The organism is Pseudomonas sp. NY15437, from assembly GCF_048068435.1.
In the GTDB taxonomy this organism is placed as follows: Bacteria; Pseudomonadota; Gammaproteobacteria; order Pseudomonadales; family Pseudomonadaceae; genus Pseudomonas; species Pseudomonas nitroreducens_B.
In genome coordinates this window covers 105668-120151 of record NZ_JBLUQC010000002.1, presented here as the reverse complement: position 1 = coordinate 120151, position 14484 = coordinate 105668, and the positions used below count along the sequence as shown (strand labels likewise).

The following is a 14484-nucleotide window of genomic DNA, read 5'->3' as shown; positions in this document are numbered from 1 at the left end:
AGAGGTAAGCCGTCATGGCAAGAGTTCGTCACAAGCGCAAGCCGGTCGCGGAAATGAACGTGGTGCCCTACATCGACGTGATGTTGGTGCTGCTGGTCATTTTCATGGTGACCGCGCCCATGCTCAACCAGGGCGTCAAGGTCGACCTGCCCAAGGTTTCCAGCGAAGCGCTGCCGCAGGATAACGATTCCCGCGTGCTCACCATCTCCATCAAGGCCGACAAGACCTACTACTGGAACATGGGCTCCGAAGTGGACCCGGACCAGGGCAAGGCCAGCCAGACCGCCGTGTCGCTGGACCAGCTGGTCAGCGCGGCCTCCGGCATCATGGCCGAGAACAGCCGCCAGGGTAAGAAGGTCCAGGTCTTCGTCCGTGGGGACAAGGCTGTCGACTACGGCTCGGTCATGGCCGTCATGGGCGGCCTGCAGAAAGCCGGGGTCGGCAACGTCGGTCTGATTACCGAGGCACCAGGTAATTGATGCACCAGCTCGAGCGTTCTCAATCGGAAGGCTACTTCTGGCCCACGGTCCTCGCCGTGGCGCTGCACGTCCTGATCTTCGCCATGTTGTTCGTCAGTTGGGCCAGCACGCCTGAGCTGCCGCCGTCACGGCCGATCGTCCAGGCCACCCTGTACCAGCTCAAGTCCAAGAGCCAGGCGACCCAGCAGACCAACCAGAAGATAGCCGGCGAGGCGAAGAAGACCGCGGCCAAGCAGTACGAGCAGGAGCAGCTCGAGCAGAAGAAGGCTGAGCAGCAGGCATTGGCTGCTGCGAAAGCCGAGGAACAAAAGAAGGCCGACGCGGCTCAAAAGGCTGCTGAGGCCGCCGAGAAGGCAGAGAAAGCCGCAGAAGCCGAGAAGGCTGCAGAAGCCAAGAAGGCTGCAGAAGCCAAGAAGGCAGACGACGCCAAGAAGGCGGCCGATGCCGCTGCAGCCGCCAAGAAGGCCGCTGAGGCGAAGGCTGCCGAGCAGAAGCAGCAGGCGGATATCGCCAAGAAGAAAGCCGAGGAAGAGGCCAAGAAAGAGGCCGCTGAAGAGGCGAAGAAGAAAGCTGCCGAGGAGGCCAAGAAGAAGGCCGCCGAGGACGCGAAGAAGAAAGCCGCCGCGGACGAAGCCAAGAAGAAGGCTGCCGCGGTCGAGGCTGCGAAGAAGAAGGCTGCCGCTGCAGCCGCCGCCGCAGCCCGCAAGGCAACGGAAGATAAGAAGGCCCAGGCCCTGGCTGAGCTGCTGTCGGACACCCCGCAGCGGCAGCAGGCACTGGCCGACGAGCAGGGCAACGAGGTAGCGGGCAACTTCGACGATCTGATCGTCAGCCTGGTGAGCCAGCAATGGAACCGTCCGCCTTCAGCTCGCAATGGAATGAGCGTAGAAGTGCTGATTCAGATGCTGCCCAGCGGAGCCATCACTAACGTGAGCGTGACCCGCTCCAGCGGTGACAAGCCGTTCGACGATTCGGCCGTGGCTGCGGTCCGAAATGTGGGCCGTATTCCCGAACTGCAAAATCTGGATCGCGCCACTTTCGATAAGCTGTATCGTCAGCGCCGCATGGTCTTCAAACCGGAGGATTTAGATCTGTGAGTACCCTGATTCGCTTCGCGCTCTTCGCCCTGGCCCTGGTGGCCGGTGCAGCGCAGGCCGCCGACCCGCTGGTAATCTCCAGCGGCCGTGATTCGGCCGTCCCGATCGCCGTGGTCCCGTTTGGCTGGCAGGGCGGCAATGTGCTGCCCGAGGACATGTCGAACATCATCGGCAACGACCTGCGCAACTCCGGTTACTTCGAGCCGATCCCGCGCCAGAACATGATCAGCCAGCCGGCCCAGGCCAGCGAAGTGATCTACCGCGACTGGCAGGCTCTCGGCGCGCAGTACGTCCTGGTCGGCAGCATCGTGCCCAGCGGCGGCCGCCTGCAGATCCAGTACGCCCTGCTCAACGTGGCCACCCAGCAGCAGGTCCTGACCGGCAGCGTGGGCGGCACCAGCGAGCAACTGCGCGACATGTCGCACTACATCGCCGACCAGTCGTTCGAGAAGCTCACCGGCATCAAGGGGGCGTTCTCCACCAAGCTGCTCTACGTGACCGCGGAGCGCTTCTCGGTGGACAACACCCGCTACACCCTGCAGCGCTCCGACTATGACGGCGCGCGTCCGGTGACCCTGCTGCAATCGCGCGAGCCGATCCTGTCGCCGCGCTTCTCGCCCGATGGCCGTCGCATTGCCTACGTCTCGTTCGAGCAGAAGCGCCCGCGCATCTTCATGCAGTACGTCGACACCGGTCGCCGCGAGCAGATCTCCAACTTCGAAGGCCTCAACGGCGCCCCGGCCTTCTCGCCGGACGGCAACCGCCTGGCCTTCGTGCTGTCGCGCGACGGCAACCCGGAGATCTACGTGATGGACCTGGGCAGCCGCCAGCTGCGTCGCCTGACCAACAATTCGGCGATCGACACCGAACCCTTCTGGGGTGCGGACGGCTCGACCCTGTACTTCACCTCGGACCGTGGTGGCAAGCCGCAGATCTACAAGATGAACGTGAACTCGGGCGCCACCGACCGCGTGACCTTCATCGGCAACTACAACGCCAACCCGAAACTCTCGGCGGATGAGAAGACCCTGGTCATGGTTCACCGCCAGGACGGTTTTACCAACTTCCAGATCGCAGCGCAGGACCTTCAGCGCGGTAATCTCCGGGTACTTTCCAATACCAACCTGGATGACTCGCCCACTGTTGCGCCAAATGGCACGATGCTAATATACGCCACCCGCCAGCAGGACCGGGGCGTGTTGATGCTCGTGAGCATCAACGGACGTGTTCGGTTACCGCTACCCACCGCTCAAGGCGACGTGCGAGAGCCTTCCTGGTCCCCTTACCTGAACTGACGGTTGCCAACTGTTTCAAACTTATACACTGGGGTTCATTAGGAGTTACATGATGGAAATGCTGAAATTCGGCAAGTTTGCCGTTATCGCCCTCGCCATGGCTGTTGCCGTCGGCTGTTCGTCCAAGAAAGGCGATGCTACTGGCGAAGGCGCCAATGGCGGCGTTGATCCGAACGCTGGCTACGGCGCCAACAGCGGTGCCGTTGACGGCTCCCTGAGCGACGAAGCCGCTCTGCGCGCTATCACCACCTTCTACTTCGAGTACGACAGCTCCGACCTGAAGCCGGAAGCCATGCGTGCCCTGGACGTACACGCCAAGGACCTGAAAGGTTCCGGCCAGCGCGTAGTCCTGGAAGGTCACACTGACGAGCGCGGCACCCGCGAGTACAACATGGCTCTGGGCGAGCGTCGTGCCAAGGCCGTTCAGCGCTACCTGGTACTGCAGGGCGTTTCCCCGGCTCAGCTGGAACTGGTTTCCTACGGCAAAGAGCGTCCGGTTGCCACTGGCCACGACGAGCAGTCCTGGGCCCAGAACCGTCGCGTTGAGCTGAAGAAGTAAGACGTGATGCCGATGCGCCTGCGTTTTCTGACCTTGATCGCATGCGGACTGCCCCTGATGGCGGCAGCCGCGGTTCCGGTACAGGACGGCAATGGTGGCTATGCCAGCACGCCGCCCTCGGGTTATGGCACCGCAGGCGCTGATGGCGCCTACGCCGGAGGCGGGATGAACACTCCCGTCTCCGGTCAGGCTCAGCTGTTCATGCAGCTGCAGCAGATGCAGGACGAGCTGTCCCGTCTGCGCGGCATGCTCGAAGAGCAGCAGAACCAGATCCAACAGATGAAGCAGGAGAGCCAGGAGCGCTTCCAGGACATCGACAGCCGCCTTTCCAGCGGTGCAGGTGCAGGAGCGGCCGGTGCTGCTGTTCAACAGGATTCCTCCGCTGCCGGCGCCAGTGCCGGAGCTGCCGCCGGAGCAGGCGTCGCCGCCGCCCAGCAACAGCAGCCCGCCGCTAGCAGCGAGCCGGGTGACCCGGCGAAAGAGAAGCTCTACTACGACGCCGCCTTCGATCTGATCAAGGCCAAGGACTTCGACAAGGCCAGCCAGGCCTTCGGCGCTTTCCTGCGCAAGTACCCGAGCAGCCAGTACGCTGGCAACGCGCAGTACTGGCTCGGCGAAGTGAACCTTGCCAAGGGCGACCTGCAGGGCGCAGGCCAGGCTTTCGCCCGTGTCAGCCAGGCCTACCCGAGCAGCGCCAAGGTGCCGGATTCGCTGTACAAGCTCGCCGACGTCGAGCGTCGCCTGGGCAACTCCGACAAGGCCCGGGGCATTCTGCAGCAGGTCGTGGCTCAGTACCCGGGTACTTCCGCCGCACAGTTGTCGCAGCGTGATCTGAAGAATCTGAAGTAAGCTTCCGATACCGCTGTTTGAAAACCCGCGCTTGTCGCGGGTTTTTTCGTTAAAATCGCCGCCCCCGGAAATCGCCAGCGGTTTCAGCTCGGCTGATGTCTGCTGAGTTCCGGGCTTGCCGAGCGCCCACCCTGCGCTCACGACTTCAACGCAACGGAGGCGGATGGCCTGTATCGCCGTCACGCCCGTGGCTGATATGCAACAGACCCTGCGCATTACCGAGATTTTCTACTCGTTGCAGGGGGAAACGCGCACCGCCGGCTTGCCGACCGTGTTCGTACGCCTGACCGGCTGTCCCCTGCGCTGCAACTACTGCGATACCGCCTATGCCTTCAGTGGCGGTGAAATCCAGAGCGTTGATGCCATCCTCGAGCAGGTCGCGCAGTACCGTCCGCGCTACGTCTGCGTGACGGGAGGCGAGCCGCTGGCCCAGCCGAACTGCATCCCGCTGCTCGAGCGCCTGTGCAATGCCGGTTACGAGGTCTCGCTGGAGACCAGCGGTGCGTTGGATATTTCCGCAACCGACCGTCGCGTCAGCCGAATTCTTGATCTGAAAACTCCGGGTTCCGGTGAGGTGGCGCGCAACCGCTACGAGAATATCGGCGAGCTCACCCCCAACGACCAGGTGAAGTTCGTCATCTGCTCCCGCGAGGACTACGACTGGGCCGTGTCCAAGCTGATCGAGTACCGCCTGGAGCACCGCGCTGGCGAGGTGCTGTTCTCGCCCAGCCACCGCCAGGTGGATGCGCGCGCGCTGGCGGACTGGATCGTCGGCGATAACCTGCCAGTACGCTTGCAACTGCAACTGCACAAGATTCTCTGGAACGACGAGCCGGGCCACTGAGCGCGGAGGAGCCATTCATGTCCATCAAGAACTCCGTGAACCACAAGAAAGCCGTGATCCTGCTCTCTGGCGGCCTGGACTCCGCGACCGTGGTCGCCATGGCCAAGGCTGATGGCTACGACTGCTACACCATGAGCTTCGACTATGGTCAGCGTCACCGCGCCGAGTTGCAGGCTGCCGAACGCGTGGCGCGCCAGCAGGGCGTGATCGAGCACAAGGTGATCGGCCTGAACCTCAATGGCATCGGCGGTTCGGCGCTGACCGACAGCAGCATCGAGGTGCCGGAAGCGCCGAGCGAGGGTATTCCGGTGACCTACGTGCCGGCGCGCAACACGGTGTTCCTGTCCCTCGCGCTGGGATGGGCCGAGGTGCTGGGCGCGCGGGATATCTTCATCGGCGTGAACGCCGTGGATTATTCCGGCTACCCGGACTGCCGCCCGGAGTTCGTCGAAGCCTTCGAGCGCATGGCCAACCTGGCGACCAAGGCTGGCGTGGAGGGCGACGGTTTCCGCATCCAGGCGCCGCTGCAGTTCCTCTCCAAGGCGCAGATCATCGAGGCGGGCATCGCTCAGGGCGTCGACTACAGCCTCACGGTTTCCTGCTATCAGGCCGATGAGGATGGGCGTGCCTGTGGCAAATGTGACAGCTGCCGGCTGCGTTCCGAAGGCTTTATTGCCGCCGGGATTTCCGACCCAACGCGATATTTCTGAAAAAAGTTTTCACGGGGTGTTGTTTTTACGTTAGAAATCAGTATTATACGCACCACGTCGGGTCGTTAGCTCAGTCGGTAGAGCAGTTGGCTTTTAACCAATTGGTCGTAGGTTCGAATCCTACACGACCCACCACCACATCCAGTGAAAGCCCCGTGATCGAAAGGTCACGGGGCTTTTGCCATGTGCCGGAAAAAGTCCGCCATACGGCCATCGACGGCGCATCGCCGGCAGGGCGGTGGTGATAAAATCGCCCGCATAATCAGACCGTGCCTGTTGAGGTTTCCACACGATGTCCCAGATTTCCGAACGCCTGCTGGTCCAGGCCCATCTGGCGGCGAAGCAGCCGCGGGTGCTGAGCGCGCAGGAAGAAGCCGAGTACCGGGCGGCCATCGCGGCCGAGTTGAAGGCGCAGAACGCCGTGCTGGTCGCGCACTACTACTGCGACCCGGTCATCCAGGCGCTGGCCGAGGAAACCGGCGGCTGCGTTTCCGATTCGCTGGAAATGGCCCGCTTCGGCAACCAGCATTCGGCCCAGACCGTGGTGGTGGCCGGGGTTCGCTTCATGGGCGAAACCGCGAAGATCCTCAACCCGGAAAAGCGTGTGCTGATGCCGACCCTGGAGGCGACCTGTTCGCTGGACCTGGGCTGCCCGGTGGAAGAATTCTCTGCGTTCTGCGACCAGCATCCCGAGCGCACCGTGGTGGTCTACGCGAACACCTCGGCGGCGGTAAAGGCGCGCGCCGACTGGGTGGTGACCTCCAGTTGCGCCGTGGAAATCGTCGAGCACCTGATGGACAACGGCGAGCCGATCCTGTGGGCGCCGGACCAGCACCTGGGCCGCTATATCCAGCGTGAAACCGGCGCGGACATGCTGCTCTGGGACGGTGCCTGCATCGTTCACGAGGAGTTCAAGGCCAAGCAGCTGGAAGACCTCAAGGCGGTCTACCCGGACGCCGCGATCCTGGTGCACCCGGAGTCGCCGGAAGCCGTCGTGGAACTGGCCGATGCGGTGGGCTCTACCAGTCAGTTGATCAAGGCGGCGCAGACGATGCCGAACAAGCGCTTCATCGTCGCCACCGACCGCGGCATCTTCTACAAGATGCAGCAGCTGTGCCCGGACAAGGAATTCATCGAGGCGCCCACCGCCGGTAATGGCGCGGCCTGCCGCAGTTGTGCGCATTGCCCGTGGATGGCCATGAACACCCTGGAGCGCACCCTGGCGTGCCTGAAAGAAGGCTCGGGAGAAATCTTCGTCGACCCGGCACTGATTCCCAAGGCGATCAAGCCGCTCAAGCGCATGCTCGACTTCACCCAGGCGGCGAAGCTGAAGCTGGCGGGCAATGCCTGATCGACTGCGTGAATGAAAAAGCCCGGCAAATGCCGGGCTTTTTCTTGGCTTTGTGTAAGAGCGAGCTTTCTCGCGAACCGCATGACACCGAAACCAGTGCGTTCGCGAGCAAGCTCACTCCTACGGGTTCCGCTCAGCGGCCCATCATCTCCTTGAGGATGCGTTCCTGTTCGCGGAACTCCTGCTGGCGGGCATCCAGGCGGGCGGCGAGGGTGAAGTTGCCGCCGGCGCGGCGCTTGGCGAAGTCCAGCTGCTCGATGGCCTGCTTGTAGTCGCCAGTCAGTGCGTAATATTCCGCGCGGGCCTGGTACACGCCGATGGCGTTGCCGCTGAGGGTGCAGGCGTCGGCCAGGCGGTTCCACACGTCCGGGTCCAGCGGGCGGCGCTGGGACAGCTTGAACAGCGTCTTCTCGGCGTCGGGCGCGCGGTTGGTCTTCATCATCAGGTCGGCGTTGGCCTGGATCAGCGGGTAGCTGTCCGGGTACTGGCCGAGCATCTTCTGTACCCGCGCCTGGGCGTCAGACAGCTTGTTGGCGGTGATATCCACGTCGGCCATCGCCAGGTTGTAGCTGATGTCGTTGGGCGCCTTGGCCAGCAACTGCTGAAGGTTGCTCCGGGCTTCGTTGAGCTGGCCGATCTTGGTCTGCGACAGGGCCAGCCCATAGCGGGCGGCGTCGTTCTTCGGGTCTTCGTCAAGCTGGGCGCGGAACTGCTTGCTGGCCATGCCCGGCGTGTCCTCGAACATCTGCTGGACGCGAGCGCGCATCAGCTCGTAGCGCAGCGAGTCTTCCTTGCCGCCCTTGGGGTACTGCTCGGCGCGGTTGCGGGTGTCGGCGATACGCGATTCGGTGACCGGGTGGGTCAGCAGGAATTCCGGCGGCTTGCCCTCGTAGCGGTACTGGCGGGCCAGGCGTTCGAACATGTTGGGCATGGAGCGCGGGTCGTAACCGGCGCGAACCATCGTGGCGACGCCGACGCGGTCGGCTTCCTGCTCGTTCTGCCGCGAGAAGCGCAGCTGGTTCTGGATCGCCGCGGCCTGGGTACCGGCAATCGCGGCGATGCCGGCATCGCCGGCTCCGGCTGCGGCGGCGACGATGCCCGCGAGCATGGCGGCCATCACCGGAATCTGCATGCGCTGCTGCGCTTCGATTCCGCGGGCGAAGTGGCGTTGGCTCAGGTGGCCAAGTTCGTGCGCCAGTACGGCGATGTATTCGCCTTCGGTCTGGGCGTAGATGAACAGGCCGCCGTTCACACCCACAACGCCGCCCGGCGCGGCGAAGGCGTTGATCTGCTTGTCACGGATCAGGATGAAGGCCAGGCGGTGGTCCTGCAGTTCGCTGGACTCGGCCAGGCGATAGACGCTGGACTCGACGTAGTCCTTGAGTTGGGGATCGTTGAGCGTGTCGACCTGGTTGCGCAGCATGCTCAGCCAGGCGCGTCCGAGCTGGAACTCCTGCTCCGGGGAGACGATGGACGAGCTGGCGTCCCCCAGTGAAGGCAGGTCGTCCGCCAGGGCCGGCGTGGCGAGGGCGATAGCGAGCGACAGCAGGGCAGGGCGGAGTACTTTCATGTACACGAGGCTCGTTCCGAGAAAGGCTCTACTTTAGCCGCAGGCTAACGCCTATGCCTAGTTTGCAGGTCGCAAGTGCGGCGCAATTCAAAACGGGTATTTCCCCGTTGTCGTCCTTTTTAAAACCTGAGGCTGACGGCCGGATTAACGAATCGCTGATTCGACGGGCCTGGTTACTTTTCCAACGCTTTCGGTATTCTTGGGCGCCCTCACCGGAGTTCGTTTCGATGTCCGATTCCACGCCGTCCGTCCCCGCCTGTGACGCGGAGCTGGACGCCAGCGGTCTCAATTGTCCGTTGCCGCTGCTCAAGGCCAAGCTCGAGCTGAACCGTCTGCCCAGTGGCGCGGTGCTCAAGGTGACCGCCACCGACGCTGGCTCCCAGCGTGATTTCCGCGTTTTCGCCGATCTGGCCGGGCACTCGCTGCTGCATGAAGAGGTCGAAGCCGGCGTCTATCGCTACTGGCTGCGCAAGAAGTAGCCCCCGATCGCGGGTAGCCGCGACGTTATCCCTTTCGTTTCGCAGGTTCGTTGATGCTCAAGGTTTTGCAGGACTGGATGCAGCGCTATTTCTCCGATGAGGAGGCGATAGTGCTGGCGGTCATTCTCGGGCTGGGATTCACCGTCATCCTGGCCTTTGGCGGGATGCTCGCGCCGGTGCTGGCGGCGATGGTCATCGCCTTCCTCATCCAGGGCATGGTCGGCGTGCTGGAGCGCTTGCGCGTACCACACCTGTTCGCGGTGTGGCTGGTGTATTCGCTGTTTCTCGGCCTGCTCGCGGTGTTCCTGCTGGTGCTGGTGCCGCTGTTGTGGAAGCAGTTGTTCACCCTGTTCAACGAGTTGCCCGGCATGCTCGGCGAATGGCAGGCGACCCTGTTGATGCTGCCCGAGCGCTACCCGGACATGGTCACCGAGGAGCAGGTACTGCGCACCGTCGAGGCGGCGCGCAACGAGTTGGGCCAGCTCGGCCAGTGGGCGCTGACCTTCTCCCTGTCGGGCCTGCCGGTGGTGGTCAACATCATGATCTACCTGGTGCTGGTGCCGATCCTGGTGTTCTTCTTCCTCAAGGACCGCCGGCGCTTCTACCACTGGTTCCGCCGCTACCTGCCCCGCGAACGCGGGCTGATGAAGCAGGTGTGGAACGAGATGAACCAGCAGATCGCCAACTACATCCGGGGCAAGGTCATCGAGATCTTCATCACCGGCGTGGCGACCTACATCGCCTTTGCGGTGCTGGGCCTGAACTACGCGGCCCTGCTGGCCCTGCTGGTCGGCCTGTCGGTGGTGGTGCCCTACATCGGCGCGGTGGTCGTCACCGTGCCGGTGGCGATGATCGGGCTGTTCCAGTGGGGCTGGAGCGACCAGTTCATCTACCTGATGGCCGCCCACGCGATCATCCAGGCGCTGGATGGCAACGTGCTGGTGCCGCTGCTGTTCTCCGAAGCGGTGAACCTGCACCCGGTGGCAATCATCTGCGCGGTGCTGCTGTTCGGCGGGCTGTGGGGCTTCTGGGGCGTGTTCTTCGCTATTCCGCTGGCGACCCTGGTGAAAGCGGTGCTCGATGCCTGGCCGCGGCAACCGGCCGCGCAGCCGCAGGTCAGCCCGATGATGTGAATGCGTTCCGGGATCGAAAAAGAAAAAGGCCGCTGATCAGCGGCCTTTTTCATCTGCGGCGTGGCTGCCGCCGGGTTCGACTGCTCAGCCGTTGAGTGCCTGGGCCGCGGCGAGCACGGCATCCACATGGCCCGGCACTTTCACGCCGCGCCACTCCTGGCGCAGCACGCCCTGGGCATCGATGAGGAAGGTGCTGCGGTCCACGCCCAGGTATTCCTTGCCGTAGAGCTTCTTCAGCTTGATCACGTCGAACAGCTGGCAGACGGCCTCATCCTTGTCGCTGATCAGCTCGAAGGGGAAGCACTGCTTGGCCTTGAAGTTCTCGTGGGACTTGATGCCATCGCGGGACACGCCGAACACCAGGGTGTTGGCCTGGGCAAAGTCCTCGATCTTGTCGCGGAAGCCCTGGCCTTCGGTGGTGCAGCCGGGGGTGCTGTCCTTGGGGTAGAAGTACAGGACGATCTGCTTGCCCTTGAATGCGGACAGGCGGAATTCGACGCCGCTGGTGGCCGGCGCCTGGAAGTCGGCGACGGGCTGGTTCAGTTCGACTGCCATGGGGGCGTTCTCCTTGAGAGCTGTCTTACGGATGCTGCGGGCGCCAGGGTTCGATCAGCGCGTCCAGGTTCAGTGCATCGGCGAAATCGAGGAACTGATCGCGCAGCCAGCTGATCTGGGTGCCGGCCGGCAGGGTCACGGTGATGGTGGCGTTGAGCATGCTGGTGTTGGTGTGCGGCGCCTGGTAGGTGTCGCAGGTGAGGTTCTCCAGCTCGATGTTGTGATCGATGAAGAACTGGCACAGCTCGTTGAGGATGTCCGGACGATAGACGGCGCTGACGTACGCCACGTAGGGCAGGGCCTGGGCGCGGGTGACGTGGACATTGCTGCGGGTGACGCTGAGGGTGAAGCCGTGGCGCTTGGCCAGTGGCGACAGGCCGCCTTCCAGGCGGGCCAGGGCATCCCAGCTGCCGGAGACCTGCAGGATCAGCGCGCTGAACTCGCCGTGACGGGTCAGGCGGCTGCTGACCACCGAGCAACGGTTGTCGACGCAGGTGCGGCACAGCACGCTGGTCAACTCCATCGGGTTCGGGCCCAGAGCACTGATCAGAAGGAATTGTTCACGAGGGTGAGAGGTGGACATGCAGCTTTCCTGGGAATGGCGGCCAAGCGGGCCGCATCGACAAAGGAGGAAGGGTAGCGAAAAGCGCCGATGAGGGGAATGTCTGGCCGCTCGCGGGTCGCTGCGTCACCTTGTGCGTGGCCGGTGGCGACAGTACCATTACGGCTTTCTTTTTCCGGCAGGAGCGGTTGCATGATTGCGGGCAGTATGGTGGCGCTGGTCACCCCCTTCGATGCTCAGGGTCGACTGGATTGGGACAGCCTCGCGAAGCTGGTGGACTTCCACCTGCAGGAAGGTACCAACGCCATCGTAGCGGTCGGCACCACGGGTGAATCGGCCACTCTGGACGTGAACGAACACCTGGACGTGATCCGTCGCGTGGTCGACCAGGTCAACGGCCGCATCCCGGTCATCGCCGGCACCGGCGCCAACTCCACCCGCGAAGCCGTCGAGCTGACCGAGGCTGCCAAGTCCGGCGGCGCCGATGCCTGCCTGCTGGTGACCCCGTACTACAACAAGCCGACCCAGGAAGGCCTGTACCAGCACTTCCGCCACATCGCCGAAGCCGTGGCCATCCCGCAGATCCTCTACAACGTGCCGGGCCGCACCGCCTGCGACATGCTGCCCGAGACCGTCGAGCGCCTGTCCAAGGTGCCGAACATCGTCGGCATCAAGGAAGCCACCGGCGACCTGCAGCGCGGCAAGGAAGTACTGGACCGCGTCGGCAAGGATTTCCTCGTCTACTCCGGTGACGACGCCACTGCCGTCGAGCTGATGCTGATGGGCGGCAAGGGCAACATCTCGGTGACCGCCAACGTCGCCCCGCGCGCCATGAGCGACCTGTGCGGCGCCGCCATGCGTGGCGATGCCGCCGCCGCCCGCGCCATCAACGATCGCCTGATGCCGCTGCACAAGGCGCTGTTCATCGAATCCAACCCCATCCCGGTCAAGTTCGCCCTGCACGAAATGGGGCTGATTCCAGAGGGCATCCGCCTGCCCCTGACCTGGCTCAGCCCGCGCTGCCACGAACCGCTGCGTCAGGCCATGCGCCAGACCGGCGTCCTGGCTTAAGGAGCCCCCTCGCATGAAGCGACTGGCAGGACTGACTGCGCTCGCCCTGGTTATCGGCAACACCTCCGGCTGCGGCTGGCTGTGGGGCCCGGAAGGCTACTTCCGCGACCGTGGCGACGATTACCTGAACGCCCGCGAAACCGCACCGATGAAGGTGCCCGAAGGCCTGCAGAGCAAGCCGCTCGACCCGCTGCTGCCGATTCCCATGAACGTCGCCACCAGCACCGAGAAGGAAGGCGAGTTCGAAGTGCCGCGCCCGCAACCGCTGGCCGGCTCCGGCGAAGTCAGCGACTTCAGCCTGCAGAAGAGTGGCGACTCGCGCTGGCTGGTTGCCCAGCGTCCGCCGGCCGAAGTCTGGCCGGTCGCTCACCAGTTCTTCCAGGACAACGGCTTCTCCATCGCCAACGAGCGTCCGCAGACCGGCGAGTTCAGCACCAACTGGCAGCCGCTGTCGCAGCTCTCCGCGCCCCTGGCGCGTCGCCTGAGCAGTCGTGTGTCGGGCGTCGAGCCTGACAGCGAAGCGCGCGTTCGCGTGCGCATCGAGCCGGGCGTGCAGACCAACACCAGCGAAGTCTACGTACTGAGTGAAACCCGTCCGGCCGGCAGCACCGCCAGCGGCGACTGGCCGACCAAGCCGGCCGTGCCGAGCCTGGATGCCGCGCTGCTCGACGAAATGATCGCCAGCATGGCCACCAGTGCCGAGAAGGGCGGCTCCGTCTCCCTGCTCGCCGCGCACTCGGATTACGACACCCCCGGCGCCGTCCAGCTGAACAAGGACGGCAGCGGCAACCCGGTGCTCACCGTCGACTCCGACTTCGACCGCGCCTGGGTCAGCGTAGGCCGTGCCCTGGATCGCGCCGACATCCGCGTCGACGACCTCAACCGCAGCCTGGGCGTGTACTACGTCAACATCGCCGAAGGCGCGAAGAAGAAGGACGAAGACAAGCCTGGCTTCTTCAGCCGCCTGTTCGGCGGCGGCGAGAAGACCAAGGAAGAAGAGGACGCCAAGGCCCAGCGCTACCAGGTTCGCCTGACCAGCGTGAGCAACACCGTCCAGATCACCGTCGACAAAGACATAAACACCTCCGCACCGGCTGACGTGGCGCAGGGCGTGTTGGAGAAACTCCAGGAGAGTATGCGGAATGCACTTCGCGGTCCTGGGGAGCGGAAGCCGGGGCAATTCGGCCTTGGTGAGCAGTTCTGACACCCGGATACTGATCGACTGCGGTTTTCCGCTGCGTGAGACCATCCGCCGTCTGGCGCGCCTGGGCGTAGAGCCCGGGCAGCTGGACGCGGTACTGGTCACGCACGAACACTCCGATCACATCAACGGCGTCGAACTGCTGGCCCGGCACCATCGAATACCCGTGTACCTCAGCGCCGGTACCCTGCAGGGAATGCGCAAGCCGGTGACACCGGCGGGGCTGCTCAAATGCGGCGACCGCCTGGTACTGAAAGACCTGGAAGTCACTGCGGTGAGCGTCTCCCACGATGCGCGGGAGCCCCTGCAGTACGTGTTTTCCGATGGCCGGAAGCGCTTTGGCCAGCTCACCGATCTGGGAGCCGCCACGGCGCAGGTGCTGGAATGCTATCGTGGCCTCGATGCGTTGATCATCGAAGCGAATCACGATACCGACATGCTGGCCCGCGGTCCGTATCCCTACCCACTCAAGGTCCGTGTAGGCGGCCAGTGGGGACATTTGAACAACCGGCAGGCCGCCGAACTGGTGGCCCAGCTGGGCTGGGGAAGCCTGCAGCACCTGGTGCTGGCGCATCTCAGCGAAAAGAACAACTCGCCGCAGCTGGCCCGGCAAAGCTTCGTCGACACCCTCGGGTGCGACCCGGACTGGCTGCAGGTAGCCGATCAGCATTCTGGACTCGACTGGCGCACCATCGCCTGAGCCCACCCCTTAAGCAAGCGGAGCCCATC

Annotated in this window: 16 protein-coding genes and 1 tRNA gene; 14 read left to right on the top strand and 3 right to left on the bottom strand. The window is 63.9% G+C overall.

Going from position 1 to position 14484, the window contains the following annotated elements; all coding sequences use genetic code 11:
• Nucleotides 1–14 precede the first annotated feature (14 nt).
• The 9 genes from tolR (at nt 15) to nadA (ending at nt 7184) form a co-directional block, all read left to right on the top strand.
• Nucleotides 15–479, top strand: a complete 465-nt coding sequence (gene tolR / locus ACNFIA_RS04600) for a protein TolR (RefSeq protein WP_259753508.1) — start codon at nt 15–17, stop codon at nt 477–479.
• The gene (gene tolA / locus ACNFIA_RS04595; RefSeq protein ID WP_416783149.1) at nt 476–1576 is read left to right on the top strand and encodes a cell envelope integrity protein TolA; all 1101 of its coding nucleotides are present in this window, start codon (nt 476–478) and stop codon (nt 1574–1576) included. Before tolR ends, tolA begins: the two co-directional genes overlap by 4 nt.
• A complete protein-coding gene (gene tolB, locus ACNFIA_RS04590; protein ID WP_416783148.1) occupies nt 1573–2871 on the top strand; it encodes a Tol-Pal system beta propeller repeat protein TolB in 1299 nt (432 codons plus the stop codon). The genes tolA and tolB overlap by 4 nt, the downstream gene beginning before the upstream one ends.
• A 52-nt stretch (nt 2872–2923) precedes the next feature.
• Nucleotides 2924–3430: a peptidoglycan-associated lipoprotein Pal gene (pal, locus tag ACNFIA_RS04585; protein ID WP_017522099.1), complete on the top strand. Its 507-nt coding sequence runs from the start codon at nt 2924–2926 to the stop codon at nt 3428–3430.
• 6 nt (nt 3431–3436) lie between these two features.
• Nucleotides 3437–4279: a tol-pal system protein YbgF gene (ybgF, locus tag ACNFIA_RS04580; RefSeq protein ID WP_416783146.1), complete on the top strand. Its 843-nt coding sequence runs from the start codon at nt 3437–3439 to the stop codon at nt 4277–4279.
• A 196-nt stretch (nt 4280–4475) separates the two neighbouring features.
• Entirely contained in the window at nt 4476–5123 is a 648-nt protein-coding gene (gene queE, locus ACNFIA_RS04575; RefSeq protein WP_416783144.1) for a 7-carboxy-7-deazaguanine synthase QueE, read from the top strand.
• Nucleotides 5124–5158: 35 nt separating this feature from the next.
• Nucleotides 5159–5833 (top strand): 7-cyano-7-deazaguanine synthase QueC, encoded by a 675-nt coding sequence (queC, locus tag ACNFIA_RS04570; RefSeq protein WP_416783725.1) that lies wholly within the window; start codon nt 5159–5161, stop codon nt 5831–5833.
• A 59-nt stretch (nt 5834–5892) separates the two neighbouring features.
• Nucleotides 5893–5968 (top strand) — tRNA-Lys (locus ACNFIA_RS04565).
• 157 nt (nt 5969–6125) lie between these two features.
• Nucleotides 6126–7184, top strand: coding sequence for a quinolinate synthase NadA (nadA, locus tag ACNFIA_RS04560; RefSeq protein ID WP_259753514.1), 1059 nt, complete (start codon nt 6126–6128; stop codon nt 7182–7184).
• A 133-nt stretch (nt 7185–7317) separates the two neighbouring features.
• Here nadA and ACNFIA_RS04555 read toward each other — a convergent pair whose 3' ends face one another.
• On the bottom strand, nt 7318–8754 hold the full coding sequence (locus tag ACNFIA_RS04555; RefSeq protein ID WP_259753515.1) for a M48 family metalloprotease: 1437 nt from the start codon (nt 8752–8754) through the stop codon (nt 7318–7320).
• 227 nt (nt 8755–8981) lie between these two features.
• Here ACNFIA_RS04555 and ACNFIA_RS04550 point away from each other — a divergent pair, with 227 nt between their 5' ends.
• Complete coding sequence (locus ACNFIA_RS04550) at nt 8982–9233, top strand: sulfurtransferase TusA family protein (RefSeq protein ID WP_416783142.1); 252 nt, start codon at nt 8982–8984, stop codon at nt 9231–9233.
• A gap of 53 nt (nt 9234–9286) precedes the next feature.
• Nucleotides 9287–10366, top strand: coding sequence for an AI-2E family transporter (locus ACNFIA_RS04545; protein ID WP_416783141.1), 1080 nt, complete (start codon nt 9287–9289; stop codon nt 10364–10366).
• 84 nt (nt 10367–10450) lie between these two features.
• Here the strand turns inward: ACNFIA_RS04545 and ACNFIA_RS04540 are convergent, their stop codons facing one another.
• Together ACNFIA_RS04540 and ACNFIA_RS04535 are read right to left on the bottom strand one after the other, a co-directional pair.
• Entirely contained in the window at nt 10451–10921 is a 471-nt protein-coding gene (locus tag ACNFIA_RS04540; protein WP_416783138.1) for a peroxiredoxin, read from the bottom strand.
• Nucleotides 10922–10946: 25 nt separating this feature from the next.
• On the bottom strand, nt 10947–11504 hold the full coding sequence (locus ACNFIA_RS04535; RefSeq protein WP_259753519.1) for a glycine cleavage system protein R: 558 nt from the start codon (nt 11502–11504) through the stop codon (nt 10947–10949).
• 171 nt (nt 11505–11675) lie between these two features.
• On the opposite strand from ACNFIA_RS04535, the gene dapA reads away from it, so the two are divergent.
• The 3 genes from dapA to ACNFIA_RS04520 are packed head-to-tail and all read left to right on the top strand — an operon-like array spanning nt 11676 to nt 14455.
• Nucleotides 11676–12554: a 4-hydroxy-tetrahydrodipicolinate synthase gene (dapA, locus tag ACNFIA_RS04530; RefSeq protein WP_416783137.1), complete on the top strand. Its 879-nt coding sequence runs from the start codon at nt 11676–11678 to the stop codon at nt 12552–12554.
• Between the two features lie 13 nt (nt 12555–12567).
• A complete protein-coding gene (gene bamC / locus ACNFIA_RS04525; RefSeq protein WP_259753521.1) occupies nt 12568–13758 on the top strand; it encodes an outer membrane protein assembly factor BamC in 1191 nt (396 codons plus the stop codon).
• Nucleotides 13697–14455, top strand: a complete 759-nt coding sequence (locus ACNFIA_RS04520; protein WP_416783136.1) for an MBL fold metallo-hydrolase — start codon at nt 13697–13699, stop codon at nt 14453–14455. The genes bamC and ACNFIA_RS04520 overlap by 62 nt, the downstream gene beginning before the upstream one ends.
• Nucleotides 14456–14484 lie beyond the last annotated feature (29 nt).

Bases quoted from the DNA above. Each gene is read 5' to 3' on its own strand.
- ybgF (WP_416783146.1), top strand. From the start codon at position 3,437: ATGCCGATGCGCCTGCGTTTTCTGACCTTGATCGCATGCGGACTGCCC.
- bamC (WP_259753521.1), top strand. From the start codon at position 12,568: ATGAAGCGACTGGCAGGACTGACTGCGCTCGCCCTGGTTATCGGCAAC.
- ACNFIA_RS04535 (WP_259753519.1), bottom strand. From the start codon at position 11,504: ATGTCCACCTCTCACCCTCGTGAACAATTCCTTCTGATCAGTGCTCTG.
- ACNFIA_RS04555 (WP_259753515.1), bottom strand. From the start codon at position 8,754: ATGAAAGTACTCCGCCCTGCCCTGCTGTCGCTCGCTATCGCCCTCGCC.
- dapA (WP_416783137.1), top strand. From the start codon at position 11,676: ATGATTGCGGGCAGTATGGTGGCGCTGGTCACCCCCTTCGATGCTCAG.
- ACNFIA_RS04540 (WP_416783138.1), bottom strand. From the start codon at position 10,921: ATGGCAGTCGAACTGAACCAGCCCGTCGCCGACTTCCAGGCGCCGGCC.
- queE (WP_416783144.1), top strand. From the start codon at position 4,476: ATGCAACAGACCCTGCGCATTACCGAGATTTTCTACTCGTTGCAGGGG.
- ACNFIA_RS04545 (WP_416783141.1), top strand. From the start codon at position 9,287: ATGCTCAAGGTTTTGCAGGACTGGATGCAGCGCTATTTCTCCGATGAG.
- tolR (WP_259753508.1), top strand. From the start codon at position 15: ATGGCAAGAGTTCGTCACAAGCGCAAGCCGGTCGCGGAAATGAACGTG.
- pal (WP_017522099.1), top strand. From the start codon at position 2,924: ATGGAAATGCTGAAATTCGGCAAGTTTGCCGTTATCGCCCTCGCCATG.
- ACNFIA_RS04550 (WP_416783142.1), top strand. From the start codon at position 8,982: ATGTCCGATTCCACGCCGTCCGTCCCCGCCTGTGACGCGGAGCTGGAC.
- nadA (WP_259753514.1), top strand. From the start codon at position 6,126: ATGTCCCAGATTTCCGAACGCCTGCTGGTCCAGGCCCATCTGGCGGCG.
- ACNFIA_RS04520 (WP_416783136.1), top strand. From the start codon at position 13,697: ATGCACTTCGCGGTCCTGGGGAGCGGAAGCCGGGGCAATTCGGCCTTG.